Source organism: Acinetobacter sp. CY79 (genome assembly GCF_059515845.1).
The window spans coordinates 76543-95309 of sequence record NZ_JCAKMY010000010.1; the positions used below are offsets into that span (position 1 = coordinate 76543).

Annotated in this window: 22 protein-coding genes; 12 read left to right on the top strand and 10 right to left on the bottom strand. The window is 39.4% G+C overall.

Annotated features, from left to right (window positions below; genetic code table 11):
- Positions 1–23: 23 nt before the first annotated feature.
- On the top strand, positions 24–842 hold the full coding sequence (locus AC5YCE_RS05550; RefSeq protein WP_496125456.1) for an exodeoxyribonuclease III: 819 nt from the start codon (positions 24–26) through the stop codon (positions 840–842).
- 541 nt (positions 843–1383) lie between these two features.
- On the top strand, positions 1384–1734 hold the full coding sequence (locus AC5YCE_RS05555) for a Spx/MgsR family RNA polymerase-binding regulatory protein (RefSeq protein ID WP_496125457.1): 351 nt from the start codon (positions 1384–1386) through the stop codon (positions 1732–1734).
- A gap of 104 nt (positions 1735–1838) precedes the next feature.
- Here AC5YCE_RS05555 and AC5YCE_RS05560 read toward each other — a convergent pair whose 3' ends face one another.
- Entirely contained in the window at positions 1839–2276 is a 438-nt protein-coding gene (locus AC5YCE_RS05560) for a DUF2147 domain-containing protein (protein WP_496171348.1), read from the bottom strand.
- 143 nt (positions 2277–2419) lie between these two features.
- On the opposite strand from AC5YCE_RS05560, the gene AC5YCE_RS05565 reads away from it, so the two are divergent.
- Complete coding sequence (locus tag AC5YCE_RS05565) at positions 2420–3334, top strand: alpha/beta hydrolase (protein WP_496171349.1); 915 nt, start codon at positions 2420–2422, stop codon at positions 3332–3334.
- 451 nt (positions 3335–3785) lie between these two features.
- Complete coding sequence (locus tag AC5YCE_RS05570) at positions 3786–4319, top strand: GGDEF domain-containing protein (protein WP_496125489.1); 534 nt, start codon at positions 3786–3788, stop codon at positions 4317–4319.
- Between the two features lie 127 nt (positions 4320–4446).
- Here AC5YCE_RS05570 and AC5YCE_RS05575 read toward each other — a convergent pair whose 3' ends face one another.
- The 4 genes from AC5YCE_RS05575 to AC5YCE_RS05590 form a co-directional block, all read right to left on the bottom strand.
- Positions 4447–5121 (bottom strand): glutathione S-transferase family protein, encoded by a 675-nt coding sequence (locus AC5YCE_RS05575; RefSeq protein WP_496171350.1) that lies wholly within the window; start codon positions 5119–5121, stop codon positions 4447–4449.
- Positions 5122–5214: 93 nt separating this feature from the next.
- Positions 5215–5982, bottom strand: coding sequence for a transporter (locus tag AC5YCE_RS05580; RefSeq protein ID WP_496125461.1), 768 nt, complete (start codon positions 5980–5982; stop codon positions 5215–5217).
- A 12-nt stretch (positions 5983–5994) separates the two neighbouring features.
- Positions 5995–6537 carry an ankyrin repeat domain-containing protein gene (locus AC5YCE_RS05585; RefSeq protein ID WP_496171351.1) on the bottom strand — a complete coding sequence of 181 codons (543 nt, stop codon included), beginning with the start codon at positions 6535–6537 and terminating at the stop codon, positions 5995–5997.
- A 167-nt stretch (positions 6538–6704) separates the two neighbouring features.
- Positions 6705–7076, bottom strand: coding sequence for an HPF/RaiA family ribosome-associated protein (locus AC5YCE_RS05590; protein WP_496125463.1), 372 nt, complete (start codon positions 7074–7076; stop codon positions 6705–6707).
- A gap of 241 nt (positions 7077–7317) precedes the next feature.
- Between AC5YCE_RS05590 and puuE the strand changes: the two genes are divergently transcribed.
- From puuE to AC5YCE_RS05620, 6 genes are all read left to right on the top strand, one after another.
- Positions 7318–8280 (top strand): allantoinase PuuE, encoded by a 963-nt coding sequence (puuE, locus tag AC5YCE_RS05595; protein WP_496171352.1) that lies wholly within the window; start codon positions 7318–7320, stop codon positions 8278–8280.
- A gap of 135 nt (positions 8281–8415) precedes the next feature.
- Positions 8416–8919 carry a 2-oxo-4-hydroxy-4-carboxy-5-ureidoimidazoline decarboxylase gene (gene uraD / locus AC5YCE_RS05600; RefSeq protein WP_496171353.1) on the top strand — a complete coding sequence of 168 codons (504 nt, stop codon included), beginning with the start codon at positions 8416–8418 and terminating at the stop codon, positions 8917–8919.
- Positions 8916–9236 (top strand): hydroxyisourate hydrolase, encoded by a 321-nt coding sequence (uraH, locus tag AC5YCE_RS05605; protein WP_496171354.1) that lies wholly within the window; start codon positions 8916–8918, stop codon positions 9234–9236. The genes uraD and uraH overlap by 4 nt, the downstream gene beginning before the upstream one ends.
- 46 nt (positions 9237–9282) lie before the next feature.
- Complete coding sequence (locus AC5YCE_RS05610; RefSeq protein WP_496171355.1) at positions 9283–10653, top strand: nucleobase:cation symporter-2 family protein; 1371 nt, start codon at positions 9283–9285, stop codon at positions 10651–10653.
- A gap of 119 nt (positions 10654–10772) precedes the next feature.
- Entirely contained in the window at positions 10773–11507 is a 735-nt protein-coding gene (locus AC5YCE_RS05615) for an outer membrane protein OmpK (RefSeq protein ID WP_496171356.1), read from the top strand.
- A 98-nt stretch (positions 11508–11605) separates the two neighbouring features.
- Positions 11606–12121 (top strand): GNAT family N-acetyltransferase, encoded by a 516-nt coding sequence (locus tag AC5YCE_RS05620; RefSeq protein WP_496171357.1) that lies wholly within the window; start codon positions 11606–11608, stop codon positions 12119–12121.
- Between the two features lie 101 nt (positions 12122–12222).
- Here AC5YCE_RS05620 and hpxO read toward each other — a convergent pair whose 3' ends face one another.
- Positions 12223–13380 (bottom strand): FAD-dependent urate hydroxylase HpxO, encoded by a 1158-nt coding sequence (gene hpxO / locus AC5YCE_RS05625; protein WP_496125470.1) that lies wholly within the window; start codon positions 13378–13380, stop codon positions 12223–12225.
- Positions 13381–13591: 211 nt separating this feature from the next.
- On the opposite strand from hpxO, the gene alc reads away from it, so the two are divergent.
- Positions 13592–14596: an allantoicase gene (alc, locus tag AC5YCE_RS05630; protein WP_496171358.1), complete on the top strand. Its 1005-nt coding sequence runs from the start codon at positions 13592–13594 to the stop codon at positions 14594–14596.
- A 242-nt stretch (positions 14597–14838) separates the two neighbouring features.
- Complete coding sequence (locus AC5YCE_RS05635) at positions 14839–15327, top strand: ureidoglycolate lyase (protein ID WP_496171359.1); 489 nt, start codon at positions 14839–14841, stop codon at positions 15325–15327.
- Between the two features lie 202 nt (positions 15328–15529).
- Here the strand turns inward: AC5YCE_RS05635 and AC5YCE_RS05640 are convergent, their stop codons facing one another.
- The 4 genes from AC5YCE_RS05640 to urtC form a co-directional block, all read right to left on the bottom strand.
- Positions 15530–16042, bottom strand: coding sequence for a hypothetical protein (locus AC5YCE_RS05640; protein WP_496171360.1), 513 nt, complete (start codon positions 16040–16042; stop codon positions 15530–15532).
- A 114-nt stretch (positions 16043–16156) separates the two neighbouring features.
- On the bottom strand, positions 16157–16855 hold the full coding sequence (gene urtE / locus AC5YCE_RS05645; RefSeq protein WP_496171361.1) for an urea ABC transporter ATP-binding subunit UrtE: 699 nt from the start codon (positions 16853–16855) through the stop codon (positions 16157–16159).
- Positions 16856–16864: 9 nt separating this feature from the next.
- Complete coding sequence (gene urtD / locus AC5YCE_RS05650; protein ID WP_496171362.1) at positions 16865–17692, bottom strand: urea ABC transporter ATP-binding protein UrtD; 828 nt, start codon at positions 17690–17692, stop codon at positions 16865–16867.
- Entirely contained in the window at positions 17693–18763 is a 1071-nt protein-coding gene (gene urtC, locus AC5YCE_RS05655) for an urea ABC transporter permease subunit UrtC (protein WP_496125476.1), read from the bottom strand.
- Positions 18764–18767: the final 4 nt, after the last annotated feature.

Below are 18767 nucleotides of genomic sequence, written 5' to 3' on the forward strand. Positions count from 1 at the left end.
ATAAAGAGAGGTTATGACTGCGCATGATACCAAAGAGTAGCTATCCAAGTGATCAAAAAATTCTAAGAGTGGTCTCAATTAACGTCAATGGTCTACGTTCTTCAGTCACCAAAGGCTTATTAGAGTGGATGGAACAATCAGACGCTGACGTGATTTGTATGCAAGAAAGTCGAATCACCCATGCGCAGTGGACTGATAAATTCCGTCCTGAAGGTTGGTATACCCATCTTTTCCCAGCAGAACGTCCAGGTTATGCAGGTACTGCCATTTATAGTCGAATGCCTTTCTTGTCGATCAAAGATGGTTTAGGTTTTGAATTGGCAGATTCTCAAGGTCGTTTTATTTCTGCAGAGTTCGATCTCGGCTTAGGTAAATCTGCACATATTTGCTCGCTTTACTTGCCTTCTGGTTCTTCAGGTGAAGATGCTCAAGCGCGTAAAGATCATTTCCTCGAAGAATATTCAAAAATCTTAAAGCAATGGCGTGATGAAGATAAATCCGTCATTGTCTGCGGCGATTACAATATCGTACACAAACGTATCGATATTAAAAACTGGTCAGGCAACCAAAAAGCATCGGGTTGTTTACCACATGAACGTGCTTGGCTTGATCACATTTACGATGAACTCGGCTATGTCGATACTTTCCGTGAAGTTCGTAAGGAAGCCGAAGTGTATTCTTGGTGGTCAAACCGCGGTCAAGCCCGTGCAAAAAATGTCGGTTGGCGTATTGACTATCAAGCATGCTCACCAGACTGGAAAGACCGTACTGTCAATGCTTGGGTTTATAAAGACAATTGGTATAGCGATCATGCACCCGTCATTATCGATTATAAACTTTAAAGTAATTTACACGAATATTAAAGCGAATTAGTGAACAATCGTTCACTCAATATAAGCTTTTGACGCACATTGCTTGCAGCATTAGCTTATTTTTATTTATCTGTTACCACGGCATTATAGTCGCACGGCACAGGGACATGTCAGGATGACAAATAAGGATTGGAAGCCGTAGGATGAAAAGAAAATAAAGCGATTTATTTTCCAAGGATGATCGACATTGGACGTTGAATTGAGACCCGCATAATCAGGATGATATGATGCGGGTTTTCTCTTATCTAGCCATCCATTTTTTTAAATAGCTTTGTTTAATTCAGTATCCTTCTATAACGCTTCTTTCTGTTCGCCACTCAAGAGTTGATATCTCTATCCAATATTTATTCTTTTCAATATCGAGTTTTTTTATTATTGTTTTTTGTCTAATGCTTTTAAGTTTAAGCCTTTATCTTTTCAATTTAATGACAGTCAAATATTAATTCTATTCATCTTGCCAGTTTTTTTGCTAACCTTGATCTATCTATTAAGCCTTCAATTTGGATCTAAAATGTTAAAAGTTTATGGCATTAAAAATTGTAATTCGATGAAAAAAGCCTTTGATCTACTCGATGAGCTGGGTTTAGCGTATGAATTTCATGATTATAAAAAACAAGGGATTGATGCAGATACCGTTAAAGTTTGGCTGAATGAGCTTGGGGCGGACATCGTCCTCAATAAAAAAGGCACGACTTGGCGTAAACTGAGTGCAGAAGAGCAACAAAAGGCTTTAGATAGTCAAGAAGGCTTAATTGAAGCCCTCACTACACATAATAGCTTAATCAAACGACCTGTTATTTCAGCAGAATCAGACTATGTGGTTGGGTTTAATGAAGATGCGATTCGTGCTTTGAAAAAGTAATTCGCTATTCGTACAGTATGAACATGATTTGAAAATCATAAATAAAAACCGAGCATCAGCTCGGTTTTTTATCATTCATTTTGAATATTGAAGCTAAGGTTAAATTAGTTCACACGTACCCAAGTCTGATTACGACCCAATGCAGCAACGCCAATAAAGCCACGAAGTTCTAACTTTTTACCGCCATCGGCAATTTTACCTTTCAGCTTATAAGTCTTATCCGATTTTGGATCTAGAATGGTACCGCCGTCGTAGCTTGTACCACCGACATTTTTAAGGTTACGGACAATGGTTACACCTTTTAGTGACTTGTTTTTAAATTTACCCGTGCACTTGGTACATGTATTCTCTTCACCAGCAGCCAATATGCTTTGAATACTTGCGCTTAACTTACCATCTGACTGTTCAGTGAATTTGACCACGGCACGAGGTTGTTTCGTTTCATCGTCAATGGTTTTCCATGTTGTTCCATGCAAAGGGTCTGCGGCATTCGCAAATACAGCAGTTGTGATTAATCCTAAAGCAAGTGCAATTTTTTTCATTGTTTTCATTTCCCTTGTCTTATTGACATGAATATTATTAAAAACTGATAACAAATAAGCAATTTGTGTGTGTGACTATTTGGTGTAACCTTGTATATCACCTGTATTAAAAACAAGCAATAACTATACAATATGGAAAAAAAATGAAGATTAATCCTCTTTTGAAACAATATATTACAGAGTCAATCTTAAAGACCAGCTTCCGTTTTCCAAGTCGATTTAATTTACCACCCACGGCCCTTCGTATTGCACTTGAACAGCTTACTCGCGTGATTCCACAGCCCAAAAATGTTGAGTTCCGTCAGCTTCGTATTGCAGGTATTCGTGCTGAAGAAATTTTACCTCAACCAGAAACCACCCAAATGATTTTTCATATTCATGGGGGGGCGTTTATGGTCGGTTCAATTAAAACTCATCGGGCCTTTTTAAGTGAAGTTGCGCTTCGCACACAAATGCAAGTGCTTCACATTGATTATCCTCTCTCTCCTGAACAGCGTTACCCAGATGTAGGTGATGCGATTTATGATATCTATCAAACATTGCTTGACCAAGGTATTCAACCCAAAGACATTATCTTGTCTGGTGATTCGTGTGGTGCAAATTTAGCATTGGCTTTAGTACTCCGCTTAAAACAAGAAAATCCTAAAACCGTACCGAGTGGTTTGATTCTGATGTCACCTTTCCTCGATTTGACACTCACCAGTGAATCTTTACGTTATAATCAAAAGCACGATGCTTTACTGTCTATCGAAGCGCTAAAAAGCGGTATTAAATACTATGTGCCTTCTCGATTTGATCCATCTATCCCAGAAATTTCACCTATTTTTGGTGATTTTAAGGGCTTACCTCCAACCTTAGTACAAATCGGTTCAAAAGAAATTTTGCTAGATGACGCAGCTCGTTTTGAAGACAAAGCCAAAGAAGCCAAAGTGGATGTCCATTACAAGCTTTACACCGGTATGTGGCATAACTTCCAAATGTTTAGCCCGTGGTTTAATGAAGCCAAACAATCACTGGCTGATATTGCTGAATTCGCACACAAATTAGATCAAACTTAACTTCAAAAAGTTAAAGCCTTACATCACATAAAATCAGTAAATATTTTAATGAATTAAACTCATTATCTTAAAAACTAGAAAATAAATGTAAGGTTTTCATATTCAATAATTAAGCTGATGATATATAACAACGAATATGTATTTACGATCAAATGTATTTGATAGGATTCAGCTGAATACTTCAAATAATCTTTTTTTCTTACGATTAGACCGCTTATCATCATTCAAAAAATTATAGTGAATTAAGACACATTTAATTATTTTTCATAAACTTAAGTCAATATTTTAACTTGGGTTTAAATTGATCTACTTGAATTTAATTGTTATATTTTTTCTAGAGTAATTCAAATCATTTTATTTGCAGAATAGGCCAGTTCTTATGAGAAAAGTCATATATTCGGAAAGACGCCGTCGCATTAATGCATTTTTCAAAAATTTATATAAAAAATCGATGTTTTACCAATGGACTACAAAAAGTCAAGTTATTAATGCGAGCAATGTTGATCCTCTTACAGGTCTTTATAACGCGTTTGGAATGAATACTTTTTTAAAAGAACTCCATCCACAGGCTGGATTAAACTATGCCATTATTTTATTAAATCTCGATAACTTTGAACACATTCAACATAAGTTTGGAACGAAAATAGCTGAACGTTCTTTAATTAAGACTGCACGACTTCTCAGCAATAATGTACGTGATACTGACTTAATTGGTCGCTATGGTGATCATGAATTCATTTTAATTTTAAGTGACATCAATTTGGATAAAGCCAATTCGGTTGCACAGCGTTGTTTGCAATTAATTCAAAACAATCCTATCCAGTCTAATGGCTTATCTATCACCTTACAGGCGAGTTGTGGTGTATCTGCATCTAAAGCAGATGTAGTCAGTGACACAGTTCTGCAATATGCTGATCGTGCTTTATTCTTGGCAAAGAGCAGTGGATTTAATCAATTGAGAGATGAAAGAGCAATTTTTTCTTAATGATTTTTCAATGAGTTTAAGCTTCAGTATTTGATACAGCATATTTCATCTAAATTGCATATTATCTGTATAGCGCATCATGAGCTGATTGTTACCCGTTGCTTTATCTTCTAATAATTCAGTAATCTTATCTTGCTCGATAAGGTTCTTGATTTTGTACAAATAAGTGCTCTTGTTTTGCAAGTGCAATCCATTTCTGTACCGCGGGTACATTTAAAATCGTCTGTATATACGTTTGAGCCGGTGCTGAAATAGGAAGCTGATAACTGATAAAACGCATGACAACAGGTGCATAGAAAGCATCAGCAATTGTAAAAGAATCACCACAAAGAAAGCTATGTTCCGAAGCCCGACTTGCCCAAATGGCTTCGATACGTTCGACTTCGGATCTCAGCTTTTCATGTTCCGCCCAATGCTTTGCCCCCACATCGGCTAAATTCGCCTCAATATTCATCCCACATAATGTTCTTAGATTTGGAAAACCACTGTGCATCTCAGCACAAACAGAACGAGCCTTTGTACGCAAACCGAGATTTTTTGGCCATAGTCCTTTCTCTGGATATAGCTCGGCTAAATACTCACAAATCGCCAGTGAATCCCAAATACTCAGATTCTCATTTATCAAAGTCGGTACTTTAGCCGTTGGACTCACTTTAGAAATGATTTCCTTAAACGCTTGATCCGCATGGAAATCATCAAAAGGAACTAAAACCTCTTGAAAAGGTATTTTAAAATATTCCAAAACCAACCATGGACGCATTGACCATGACGAATAGTTTCGGTTACCAATATAAAGCTCCATAAGCGATCTCCTTTATAAATAAATCACCCATAAAAAAAGGTAGCCGATCGCTACCTTTTTGCATCAGTGACTTAACTCAATCTGTAGGGCATTTTAGAAAAGATAAGACACACCAAATCCTGCATTGTAGCTACGATCTTGACCCTCTAAATCGACACTTACACCCATATCAAATTGAGCGCGATCATTTAAGCCATAAATTAAACCCGTACCTAAAGCGTATTCGTTATCCACACTTTCTTTTTTACGGTAAACCAGTTCTGAATATCCTGACCAATTTCCTGCGATTTTATATTTCAATGTCGGTACAGCTGTGATCGACCAATCACTGTCTTGTACTTCATAAAACATACTGATACTGGTTTTGACTAAATCGTTATATTTGTAGTCAACCGCTGAAGCCAGCGTATAAATGTCTTCTTCTTCAGAAAAACCTTTATTTCCTGTCGCAATTAACGCCTGAGCCAAAACAGCCAAAGATAATTTTTCATCTTGCAAATCGATATGATGCTTAATCCCGACAGTCACATCTCCCAAACCATCATCTTCAACTGAATGACCTTGGTATTTGGTTTTGCTCCAAGCGGGTCCAGACCAGCCCAATTGCAATTCAGTGTTTTGCCCAAGCCCAGTGCGTAACTCCATATCCGCATTCAAAGTGACATCACGTCGTTTTGAACCATCAATTGTCGTTTCAGTATACGTTGCAGAAGGTAAAGCTTGTTCCCATGCTAATTTCCCAACTGGGGTAATACCCGTACCAAAGCCTGTACCTGGACGTTCAAAGGAGAAGTCTGCTGCCATTGCGCTAACACTTAAAGTCGTAAGTGCAAGTACACTCAGTTGTTTGAATCTTGTCATGGGAACACTCAATTAATTTAATTCTTTGGTCATTTTAGCACCACGGTTACGTAGTAGCTCTAAAGTTTCTTTTTCTTCAGGTAAAGCCTGAGTCCAATCAATGGTATCAAAATCACAGTCAAAAAATAAATCACTAATCGATGTAAGAATGGTTTTACCTTCATCATCTTTGGTATTTGGGTCAACATTTTGATCCAATAACTTTGCTACGGCTGGAACACAAGCCGCACTTGCTGCATCCCAAAGTGGACCATAACACTCTTCAGCATCCCACAAATGGAAGTTCGCTTTTGCTTGAATGAGCACCTCTAAAATATCTAAGTGAATCTGTAAGTCTTTTTGCTTCTGTTCAGCAGATAAAGCTGCACCAGCCTCATATGCTTCGCTCACATTTTCCCACCATTTAAATAGACCATCTGACCACACTGAAACAGCTGGGCCTTTTTCAGCATCAATAAAATTTGGATCAAGACCATCAGCCAACAGGCGTTGAATCTGTGCCAAATCAAGTTCTTCTAAGGCCTGTAAAAACACTTGTTGTTGTGCTGTGAGCATGTCTTCTCTCGTATAAATTTAAATAAATATGTTGAATGAACATTATGCCGAATTATTGTGAACTTTTTTGATTTAAATGACCGTTGAAATTTTTTTATATTTTTTAATCAAGACGCGTAATTTTACTAAACCATTAAAAAAGCCCCATTCAGGGGCTTTTTTTGCAATTATGCTGGATCGACATCTAGATCGGTATCCGCATCTGCTAACTCCAACGCGGCAGCGCGTGGGTTTTCTTTCTTCTCGAACACATGTTCAAGGCTTCGTTTAAGTCGGTCAATTGCACCATGAATTGCGGTATCAATATTGTGACCTTTATGATGAACCACCACAGGTTTAAGACCTGCTGGTCGAGCTTCAATCATACATTTGATATCATCGTCGCCACCTTTTAAGCCATTTTCGTCACTAAAGTGCACTGAGAAATGGGTTATTTTTTCTGAATGGCGTTGGAATTCTGCATTTAGTTCTGCACGAACATACTCAATTAATCTTTCACTGTTTTGAATATTTTTATCTGTACGGATTTCTATGTTCATAAAATATCATCCTCTTCTTTATCTAAAACTTTATGGTGCAAAACTTATTATCTTGGCACGTTTGTAGCATTTAATTTAAAGCATAAAAACATCATCACTGTCGTTTGGAATAAAGCCTCCTGAACCTAAGATGAACACTTTTAAAAGTCTGCAGAACAGTGTCCTTATACTTCGAATATCGGGCCTAACACAGAATTATGCAAGCAGTATTTCAAAAATTTTAGCAAAAGGATAACCCATTGTGACAAGCACTTACTTACGTGGACAAGAATTGGTTGATGCTATTCAAAGTTCGTCCTATTCGCGTGATTTAATTGGCTATCACGGACAAGTTCCCCCTGCTCAATGGCCGAAGCAAGCCAAGATAGCTGTGCAATTTGTATTGAATTATGAAGAAGGTGGTGAGAATCATATCGAACATGGTGATACGGGCTCTGAACAATTTCTTTCTGAAATCGTCGGAGCGACCAGTTTTAAGGCAAAACATATGTCGATGGATTCCATGTATGAATATGGCTCTCGTGCAGGATTTTGGCGCATTCATGGGGAATTTAAAAAGCGGGATTTGCCTATGACGATTTTTGGTGTCGGTATGGCACTCGCTCGTAATCCCTATGTGGTTCAAGCCATTAAGGAAGCTCAGTATGACGTAGTCTCACATGGACAGCGTTGGCTGCATTATCAACATGTCGATATCAATACTGAACGCCAACATATGGATCAAGCCATCAGTGTCTTAGAAGCACTTTTTGGTAGTACACCTATCGGTTGGTATACAGGTCGTGACAGTCCCAATACCCGCCAGTTATTGGCTGAGTTTCCACAAATTCAATATGACTGTGACTACTATGGCGACGATCTACCTTTTTGGACTGAACTTAAAAACGCTCAAGGTCAAACTCGTCCACACCTGATTATTCCCTACACCCTAGATACCAATGATATGAAATTCAGTTCCGCTGGTGGTTTTAATCATGCAGATCAGTTTTATCAATACCTCAAAGATAGTTTTGACACGTTATATGCTGAAGGTGATGTCGCTCCTAAAATGATGTCTGTTGGTATGCATTGCCGTTTATTGGGTCGACCAGGTCGCTTTAAAGCACTACAAAAGTTTTTGGACTATGCGCAATCACATGAGAAAGTTTGGATTTGCCGTCGTGGCGATATTGCACAGCATTGGCACCAGCATTTTGCACCATGAATTAACATTCACGCGAATAGGATTTTGTTTGAGAGCACGTTGATGCGCTACATTTGGACGATTATTCCATAAAAAATTATTTGGCATTGATATTGCAAATTAAGTTCTAAGTTTCTTTTATATTTAGGCTTTATTGTGTTGATTTCAGATTTTAATCAAGGCAGTTCAAGTGAAATTTCAACACTGCTCAATCATTGCGTTCCTATCCCTCGTTGGTCAATAGACATCCTGCAACATCGTCCATTTTCAACAGCAGATAAGCTCTTTGAAATGGCTAGAAAATCTGCTCAAACATGGACTTGGGATGAGATTTTAGCGGCACTCCATACGCACCCTAGGATTGGTGAAAAAAATGCTCAAACTGCGCTAAGTGAACAAGAGCAATTCTTTTCTGACCGTGAACAATCAGCACTCAGTTCAGATCAGGAAACGTTAAATGCGATCCATCAAGGCAACCTTGTCTATGAAAAAAAATATGGTTTCATTTTTTTAATTAAAGCATTTGGTCTCAATAGCCAACAAATTCTAACTGCTCTAAATAATCGCCTGAACAACGATTTAGATACCGAAAAAAGTATCGTCCATCAACAACTTTTAGAAATCGCTTTATTGAGATTAACACAGGAGGTTGAAGCATGATCAGTACCCATATTCTTGATACTGGCTTAGGAAAACCTGCCTCAAATGTGTTGGTCAAACTGTTCGATGAGCAAGGGCGATTGATTGCTGAAACCACCACAAACCAAGATGGCAGGATCTCTGATTTTGGGATAGCGATATTGAATACAGGTCAATACAGCCTCGAATTTTCTACTGCCGATTATTTTGAAAAATTAAGTACCGATACTTTTTTCCCTAAAGCGGTCATTCATTTTTCAATTACAAATACAGAGCAGCACCATCACATTCCCCTTCTGATTAGCCCATTTGCTTACTCGACATACCGAGGGAGCTAGTCAACGAATCGATGGAAATAAAAATTTAAAGAATGAGGGATATAAAATGTCAAAGAATCAGACCAATAACGAAAATGTAGTTGCACCCGAAGATGAATATTTGGGTGCCAGTAAAAGTGCAGCCTATGGTTTACAGCATGTACTGACCATGTATGGTGGGATTATTGCGCCGCCGTTAATTGTCGGTACTGCTGCAGGTTTAAGTGGAATTGAAATCGGTTTACTCATCGCAGCTGCACTCTTCGTTGGTGGGTTAGCCACCATATTACAAACCATGGGTGTTAAACACATAGGCGCAAAACTCCCTCTTGTACAAGGGGTTTCCTTTGCTGGTGTAGCAACGATGATTGCGATCATTACAACAGGTGGTGGATTACAAGCAGTTTACGGCGCTGTCATTGTTGCATCACTCATTGGTTTCTTGCTGGCACCCCATTTTTCTAAAATCATTCGATTTTTCCCACCCTTGGTGACTGGCTGTGTCATTACCATTATTGGTCTGTCTTTGTTACCTGTCGCAGTTCGGTGGATGATGGGTGGAAATAAAAATGCTGAAAATTGGGGCAGCTTTGAAAATATTAGTTTGGCGCTCGCTACACTTGCGATTGTGATCATGTTCAATCTTTCGTCCAATCCTGCCATCCGACGACTCTCTATTCTTTTAGCCATCGTGTTCGGTACAGTTCTGGCATTCTTCTTTGGCTTCGGTCATTTCAGTCAAGTCAGTGAGGGTTCATGGTTCCAAGTGCCTCACTTATTTGCTTTTGGAGTGCCAACCTTTGAAGTAACTGCGATTTTATCTATGCTCATTGTCACCTTGGTTATCATGACGGAAACCACGGCAGATATTATTGCTGTCGGAGAAATCGTAGGAACAAAAGTCGATGCTGATCGAATTTCAAATGGCTTACGTGCCGATATGCTATCAAGCGCTGTTGCTCCCGTATTCGGATCCTTCATGCAGAGTGCTTTTGCACAAAATGTAGGTTTGGTTGCGATTACAGGCGTTAAAAGCCGTTATGTGGTTGCTGCAGGTGGCATGATTTTGGTGGTATTAGGTTTACTTCCGATTATGGGACGTTTTATTGCAGCGATTCCTGTTCCTGTATTGGGTGGCGCTGGCTTAGTTCTATTCGGTACCGTTGCAGCCAGTGGCATTCGTACTTTGGCAAAAATTGATTATAACGAGCAAAAGAATTTAATCATCGTTGCAACAGCTATTGCAGCAGGAATGATCCCCATTATTGATCATTCATTTTATGCAGACTTTCCCAAATGGGTTCAAACTTTGTTCCATTCGGGCATTAGTTCAACCTGTTTAGTCGCGATTGTTTTAAATATTTTGTTCAATCATCTACGTTTGTTCAAACCTAAAAATATTCTAGCAACTAAACAAGTCATTGATTCGCACCATTAAAATTATGCTCTTAAAATTGAAAATTCACCTCGGTGAATTTTTTTTAACCATTTATCAAATATGGCTTTATTTTTGCTTAATTATGAGTATTCTGTACGGGCTTTCTCTGGGGATTTTCAATGAAACTTAAACAAATTGTTGCATCATGTGCAATCGCGTCTACTGCGGCTTTAACTCAAGCAAGTCCAATCGTATGGCAAGATTTCAGTCTGACTGGTCTTTATGGCGAAAACTATGAAGTAGGTACTGAAGATCGTACAACCTTGACTGCAGAGTACGCAGCTAAACTTAAATACTCTGATGTATTCTTCTTTGTTGACCAACAATGGGATGGCAATGAGGATGATTCAACTTACTTTGAGTTCGCACCACGTTTAAGCTTAGGTGAAGTTTCTGGTCAAGATTTCTCATTTGGTCCGATTAAAGACGTTCTCGTTGCTACAACTTGGGAACACAATGCTGGACACGGTCAAAACACTGAATTTAACAACTTCTTATATGGTGTTGGTTTTGCATTAGACATTCCTTACACTCAATATGCCAATGTAAATTTCTACAAAGCTTCAAATGACAACACTCAAGATGATTATCAAATGACGATCACTTATGCTGTTCCATTTAAACTTGGTAATGAAGATTTCTTGGTGGATGCTTTCTTAGACTGGTCAACAGCTGAAGATGATCATGCAAGTGAATTGAACTGGACGTCTCAGTACAAATGGAATGTAGGGAAACACATTTCTCCAGATACTAAACTATATGTCGGTGTCGAACATTCAGTTTGGAACAACAAATATGGCTTAAAAGGTCAAGATCAAAACGATGTCAGCGCATTGGTTAAATATCATTTCTAATTTATAGAATAATTTAAAATTTAAGCAAGACTTCGGTCTTGCTTTTTTATGTGCTGAAGTTCAGCATGCGGTGAAGATGATTAAATACGCTTAATCCAATGACATTTTCCATTCGTTTTGCAACAACAGATGATCTTCCTCAAATCCAAGATATCTATAATCATCAAATTCTAAATGGTGTTGCCACATGGAATGCCACACCTCGTGATTTAGATGATTACCAAAATTGGTTTCTTCAACTTCAAGCACAAGGTTATCCTCTATTTGTTATGCAAGAAGATCTGAGTGCTAAAGTTGCAGGATTCGCTGAATACAGTGCTTTTCGTCATTTTTCTGGTTATAAACATACCGTTGAACACTCTGTTTATGTTGCCCCTGAATTCTTTAAAAAGGGCTTAGGACAGCGCTTACTACAACATTTAATTACTCATGCCAAAGCGCATCAAATCAAGGTAATGGTTGCAGCGATTGATCATGCAAATCTTGCCTCTATTCACCTGCATTTGAAACTCGGATTTAAGCAAACAGGCTATATGCCCCAAGTCGGTCAAAAGTTTGGTGAATGGCGTGATTTAGTGTTGATGCAACTCAATTTTGATGAAGATTGGCTTTAAAATGTTATCCGTTTTGAAAGGTAAAAAAGAAGGGCTTTCACCCTTTGCTGATCAAATTTTAGTTCATGGTTATTATTTTTATGTTTTTTTAATTCATCGGATTAATCCAAAGGATTCCCTACAATATTACTCATAATCCCGTTCATAATATGTGGACCTTGTTCCTGTCTTAAATCGGCATACCATTCTTGAGTGACTGATTCATCTTTCATATGGGTGACATCACAGCGTTTACGTGCACGTAACACCATTTCACCTGTACGTTCATTACGTTTATTTTGATAGCGCTTGAGAGAATCTTGAAGCCCTAAGGTGTTGATCTGCAAGGCACGAGCTAAATAGATCGCATCCTCCATGGCTTGGCACCCGCCTTGTCCAATATCCGGTGTCGTACTGTGTGCTGCATCTCCAACAATCACAACACGACCTTTATAAAAATCTGCGAACGGCTCAATGTCGTGAATCTCTACGCGGTTGGTTTTTTGCGGGTCAATCTGTTCGATGAGATGCTGAACTTGTGGACACCAACCATCAAAATAGCCTTTCAGCAAATTTTGATATTGGCTACGGTCATTGTCCAAACCAACAGCTAATGGCACATCAAAGAAGAAGTAAAAACGATTGTTCGCAACCGGCATCAATGAAGCACGTTTTCCTTCAGCAACAAAAGTCGTCCACTGATCCGCAGGTGCAAGTTGATCCGAAATTTCGACTAAGCCGTTCCAATTCACATAGCCTGCATAGCGACGTTCAACTTGCTCGCCCAATACATGTGCACGGGTCATAGAATGTGTACCATCAGCCCCAACTAAAAGCTCTGTTTTAATTTCAGAACCATCGGCAAAGCTGACTTGAACGTAATCAACTTGATCTTTAAGGCCCACCATTTTCTTACCGAGTTTAATATTTTCACGTCCAAACTCATCCATCAACATATTTTGCAGTTCCGCACGTGATACTGGGTAGGGACGCTGTCCAACTTCCTCAATCAAAGGATATAAACTGAACTGAGTCATCACATCGCCCGTCAGACCATCGACATAAGCAAGGTGATCCATTTGCCCACCGAGCTTTGCAACTTGCTCCGTTAAACCCAAATAGTTCAAGCACTTCACGCCATTTGACCACAGTGATATTGCTGCACCCACCGCTAGAATTTGCTCAGTTTGTTCATAGATGGTGACAGTGTGTCCAAACTTTTTCAGTGCAATACCTGTGGTTAACCCTCCCATCCCTGCACCAATAATCGCAATCTCCATCTACCTTCTCCTCAATTGAATTCTTCTCAGGCTTAAGTAGCGAAAAACGTGCCATTTCCACTGATTCGCTTCTATTTTTTGTTTGAGTTGGCACAGGCTGTGCATTTTATTTAGGCCTAATGCATTGTTTTAGGTGGTTTTCATACACGTAAGAACCCAAGCAATGAAAAATGAATCATGAAAAATACCGCGTATAAAATGGAAGATCCATATGGCAACATTATTTGCACCAATTTTTGAAATCCCTGCACAATTACAGCAACTTACCAATTTGGCAGATGCCCGTATTGGTGCAAAGATCGTTGCATGTTCAGATGAGTTTTTCGCTGAAGCAAAACGTATGTTGCAATTTGATCCGCCCATTTTTATCGAAAATAAGTTTGATGATCATGGTAAATGGATGGATGGGTGGGAAACCCGTCGTAAACGCCATGCGGGTTATGATTGGGCAATTGTTAAATTGGGCGTGGCAGGTAAAATCAAAGCCTTCGATATTGATACGACATTTTTCAGTGGCAACTACCCTGCTTCCGCTTCAGTTGAAGCATGTTATGCACCAAATGATGACTTAAGCACTGCCGAATGGCATCAAATTTTACCAAACAGTATATTGGGTCCAAGTCAGCATCATCTTTTTGATGTTGAACATGATCAAACCTTTAGTCATATTCGATTGAATATTTTTCCTGACGGCGGAGTTGCACGTTTGCGCGTCTATGGTGATGTTCAAGCCAATATTCAAGATAAGTCTCTAACTCTAGATGTGTTGGCGCTAGAAAATGGTGGTCGCGTGATTGCTTATAGTGACGCGCATTTTGGACATCCACGGAATTTGATTAATCCGGGTCGTGGCATCAATATGGGAGATGGCTGGGAAACCAAACGTCGTCGTGCGCCGGGTTTTGACTGGTGTATTCTGGCGCTGGGTCAGGTCGCTTTAATTGAAAAAATCGAGATTGATACCGCGCACTTCAAAGGTAACTACCCTGCTGAAGTGTCTATACAAGCGATTTATATAGAAGATGCAACCGACCCTCAACTCATTCCACAAAGTATGTTCTGGCCGTTTTTGTTACAGGCTCAGCCCATGCAAATGGATCATATTCATGGCTTCATCAATGAAGTGTTGCAGCATGAAAAAATCTCTCACATCCGCGTCAATATGATTCCAGATGGTGGGATTAGTCGGATTCGCTTGTGGGGAAAGATTGTTTAAAAATTCAAGCCTAAAGGTAGCGCGCCATTTTTTCATTCAATTTTAAAAATAGATTAACCTGCGGTTCGCCTTACTTTTGTTTAGGCAAAAGTAAGCAAAACCATTCTCATCAGCAGAATTCGTCAAAACACTTTACTGAAGTCTTAGTTCGCAAAAACATGACGTATCCAATAGTTCCTGCCTCGAACAGTTGCTGATGACTCAGCCGAGCATCATTTAATTTTTAGCACTTAGGAATAATAATGATTCAAATCCAACCTCTCACCCAGAATAATTTTGCACCGTTTGGTGAGGTGATTGCTTGTGAAAGCAATGATTTTTTTCATATCAATGATGCGCATACCGAGCGTTATCATGCTTTGGCTCAGACTCAAATAATTGGGGAAGCCCACACTGGCATTAGTATTTTCAGAAATATTAAAAGTACCACGATACCCTTTGAAATTTCGATGCTTGAGCGTCACCCTTTTGGTTCTCAAGCCTTTATTCCGATGCAAGGACAGAAGTTTTTGGTTGTGGTTGCCCCAAGTTTAAATGCAAATGAACCTGATCTCTCTCAACTGAAAGCATTTATGACAGATGGTTCGCAAGGCGTGAATTATCGGGCAGGAACGTGGCATCATCCTTTACTGACCTTAGAATCCCCAAGCGATTTTGCTGTGGTGGATCGGATTGGCAGTGGTGATAATTGTGATGTTTTTAGTTTTTCTGAAAAATACCGCATAGTTTGAGGTTAAGCCTCATTCAATTAGGCATTTTCAGCTTGAATACCAAAATAATTTTATTTTTTATGAAGATTTTACGATTACCGTAGGGTTTAGATTTAACCCGACTATTAGGCATATGATTAGCGTAAATCAATCTGAATCAGAAACTATTTGTGATTTTGGACATAATGTTTGGACAGGTGCATGATTATTTAAAAATTGAGTATTAAGGCTTAAAATGAAAATAAGTTATGATTTCCTTACCCCAAAAAAACTCCTCCGCTCTTTTACTTATATTTTCTGATTTTTCAAACTCTAAATTGATCTCACTAACCACTTCATAGTTTGAATTTATATTAGAAAAATAAAAAATAAGATCATCTTCATTAAATAAAAGCTTACTTCCGACAAAATATCCAACTATAAGGTCTTCAAATTTAGCTAAAGTTATTTTTTTGTTTTTAAATTTACAATACGAAAACCCAATAAATAAAGTATCTATTAAACGATGATCTAATAAATTTTCATCAGCAAGGCTTTTTCTTATTGAATCATCTATAGCCTTCAAATTTCTCCCTAAAGATATACTAAACAACCATTCTGGTGGTGAGTTCAAAATAACAATTAATCTATCTGCCCACTTAACCAAACACTCAAAATCAATAGATTGTGATTCAATCATGGCACAAGCAATATATCTTGGATTTAAATATTCATTAAATTCTACATCCACCGCCATCACCTCAGAATTCTATTCATTTTCTAAGATTAGCACTTTAATGCTATGCAAATTCATATTTCAAACTATCTTATATGAATCACATAACATTATGAAAATAAGAGAAAATAAAATCTAAATCGCCACCAACTCTCGAATCCCTTTCTCTGGCATTTCACTGCCTACCCCTTGCGCTACGACTTGCCCACGCGACATCACCGTATATCCATCGGCCAGTTCTTCGGCAAAGTCATAAAATTGCTCAACAAGCACGATCGCCATATCACCACCATCGGCAAGCTTACGAATCACTTTACCAATATCTTTAATAATGGAAGGCTGAATCCCCTCAGTTGGTTCATCTAAGATCAACACTTTGGGTTCGGATGCCAAGGCACGTGCGATCGCTAATTGTTGTTGCTGACCCCCAGACAAATCCCCACCACGGCGATGCTTCATCTCATAAAGCACAGGAAAAATGTCATACAAATGCTCAGGCACTTTTCTGGTTTTCGCCCCTGAAAATTTCGCCATCCCAATCAAGATATTTTCCTCTACCGTCAAAGTCGAAAAAATATCTCGCCCCTGAGGAACATAAGCCAAACCTTCTCGAACCCGTTGTTCAGGGCTGAGCTTAGAGATATTTTTACCGTTTAACAGGATCTGCCCTGACTTGATCGGTAAGATTCCCATCAGGCATTTAAGCAAAGTGGTTTTACCTACGCCATTACGCCCAAGTACCACAGTACATTCCCCAAGCGGTGCAGACAAAGATACATCTCTTAAAATATGACTGCCGCCATAGAACTGATTGACGTTTTTGACTTCTAACATGGTCTCTCCTTAACGTCCTAAATACTTTTCAATCACGTCTTCATTGGCTTGTACTTCTGCCAATGTCCCTTCTGCCAATATGGCACCTTGTGCGAGCACCGTGACTTTTTCACTGATGGTGTCGATAAAACTCATGTCATGTTCAACCACGATCAAAGTGTGATTTTTTTTGAGTTCTAGACACAGTTCAGCGGTTCGTTCGGTTTCTGCATCGGTCATGCCTGCCACAGGTTCATCCAGCAAAATCAGTTTAGGACGTTGCATGAGTAGCATGCCAATTTCAAGCCACTGTTTTTGACCATGTGACAGTAAGCCCGCAGGTTTATTCACAAATTCGGCTAAGCGGATTTGCGCTAAAGATTCCTCTAACGCGTTCTGTGCATCAGGTTCCAAGCGACTAAAAAAACTCTTTTTAACCTGTTTATTTTTCGGCGCTGCAAGCAACAGATTTTCCATGACGGTGAAATTTTCAAACACAGTCGGTTTTTGAAATTTACGTCCAATGCCTGCTTCCGCAATTTGTTCAGTGCTCATCTTGGCTAAATCATAATTTTGACCAAAAAATGCTGTCCCTTCGGTTGGACGTGTTTTGCCAGTAATCACATCCATCAGTGTGGTTTTACCTGCACCATTGGGCCCAATGATGCAGCGCAGCTCCCCTTCTTTGATGTAGAGCGACAAGTCATTCAGCGCACGAAAGGCGTCAAACCAAACACTGACTTTTTCCAAATACAGTGCAATGCCATGGGTGAAATCAGGTCCTGCTTCTTTAGGGCGACTGTATCCTTCACCCATCTGACCGCCATGCTGTTGTGAGTTCAAGACTAAATCTGACATTTAGTTTTTCTCCTTTTTAAAGCGATCAAATAAACCAATCACCCCTTTTGGCAGGAAAATGGTCACCACAATAAACAAAGCCCCTAAAATCAATAACCACACTTCAGGGTAGGCCACAGTAAAATAGGTCTTCACGCCATTGATCAGTCCTGCACCCAAAATCGGTCCAATCAAAGTACCTCGACCGCCTGCTGCAACCCAAACTGCCATTTCAATCGAATTCACTGGGTTCATTTCACTGGGATTAATAATCCCTGCTTGCGGGACATAGAGCGCCCCTGCAATTCCTGCAATCACAGCAGACAACACCCAAGCTGAAAGCTTGTACCACAGTGTGCGATAACCTAAATATTGCAAACGGTTTTCACTGTCACGAATAGCGCCAAGCACACGCCCATAAGGTTTATTCATCAAATGCCGTAGCCCAATGAAACACAACAACAGTGCCAAAGCCGTGATAAAGCACAGACTGGCACGCATCGGTGCAGAGGTAATATCCATGCCTAAAATGGTTTTAAAACCGGTAAAGCCGTTATTGCCCCCAAAGCCTGTTTCATTACGAAAAAACAACAGTGCCGCAGCAAAGGTCATGGCTTGGGTAATAATGGAGAAATACACGCCTTTGATTTTTGAACGAAATGCAAAGTAACCAAAAATAAATGCAACGATTCCAGGCACCAAAATTACCAGTGCCATGGCCCATAAAATATAGTCGGTGCCGACCCAATACCAAGGTAATTCCGTCCAACTTAAAAAGCGCATAAAGTCAGGCAAGCCCTCACCTGCTGATTCACGCATCAAGTACATCCCGAAGGCATAACCGCCCAAAGCAAAGTACAAGCCATGCCCCAGACTTAAAATACCGGCATAGCCCCAAACCAAATCCAGTGCTAGAGCAACCAGTGCGAGACACATGATCTTGCCAATTAAAGTCACCCAATACGCAGATAAATGCAGACTCGAATCACTTGGCAATAAATGAAACCACGGCAAAATTAGCATAATGACGAAACATGCCGCAATGGCAACCGCGCTGTAGGGCTTATCGGATAATAATGAGGTGATTTTCATAGTC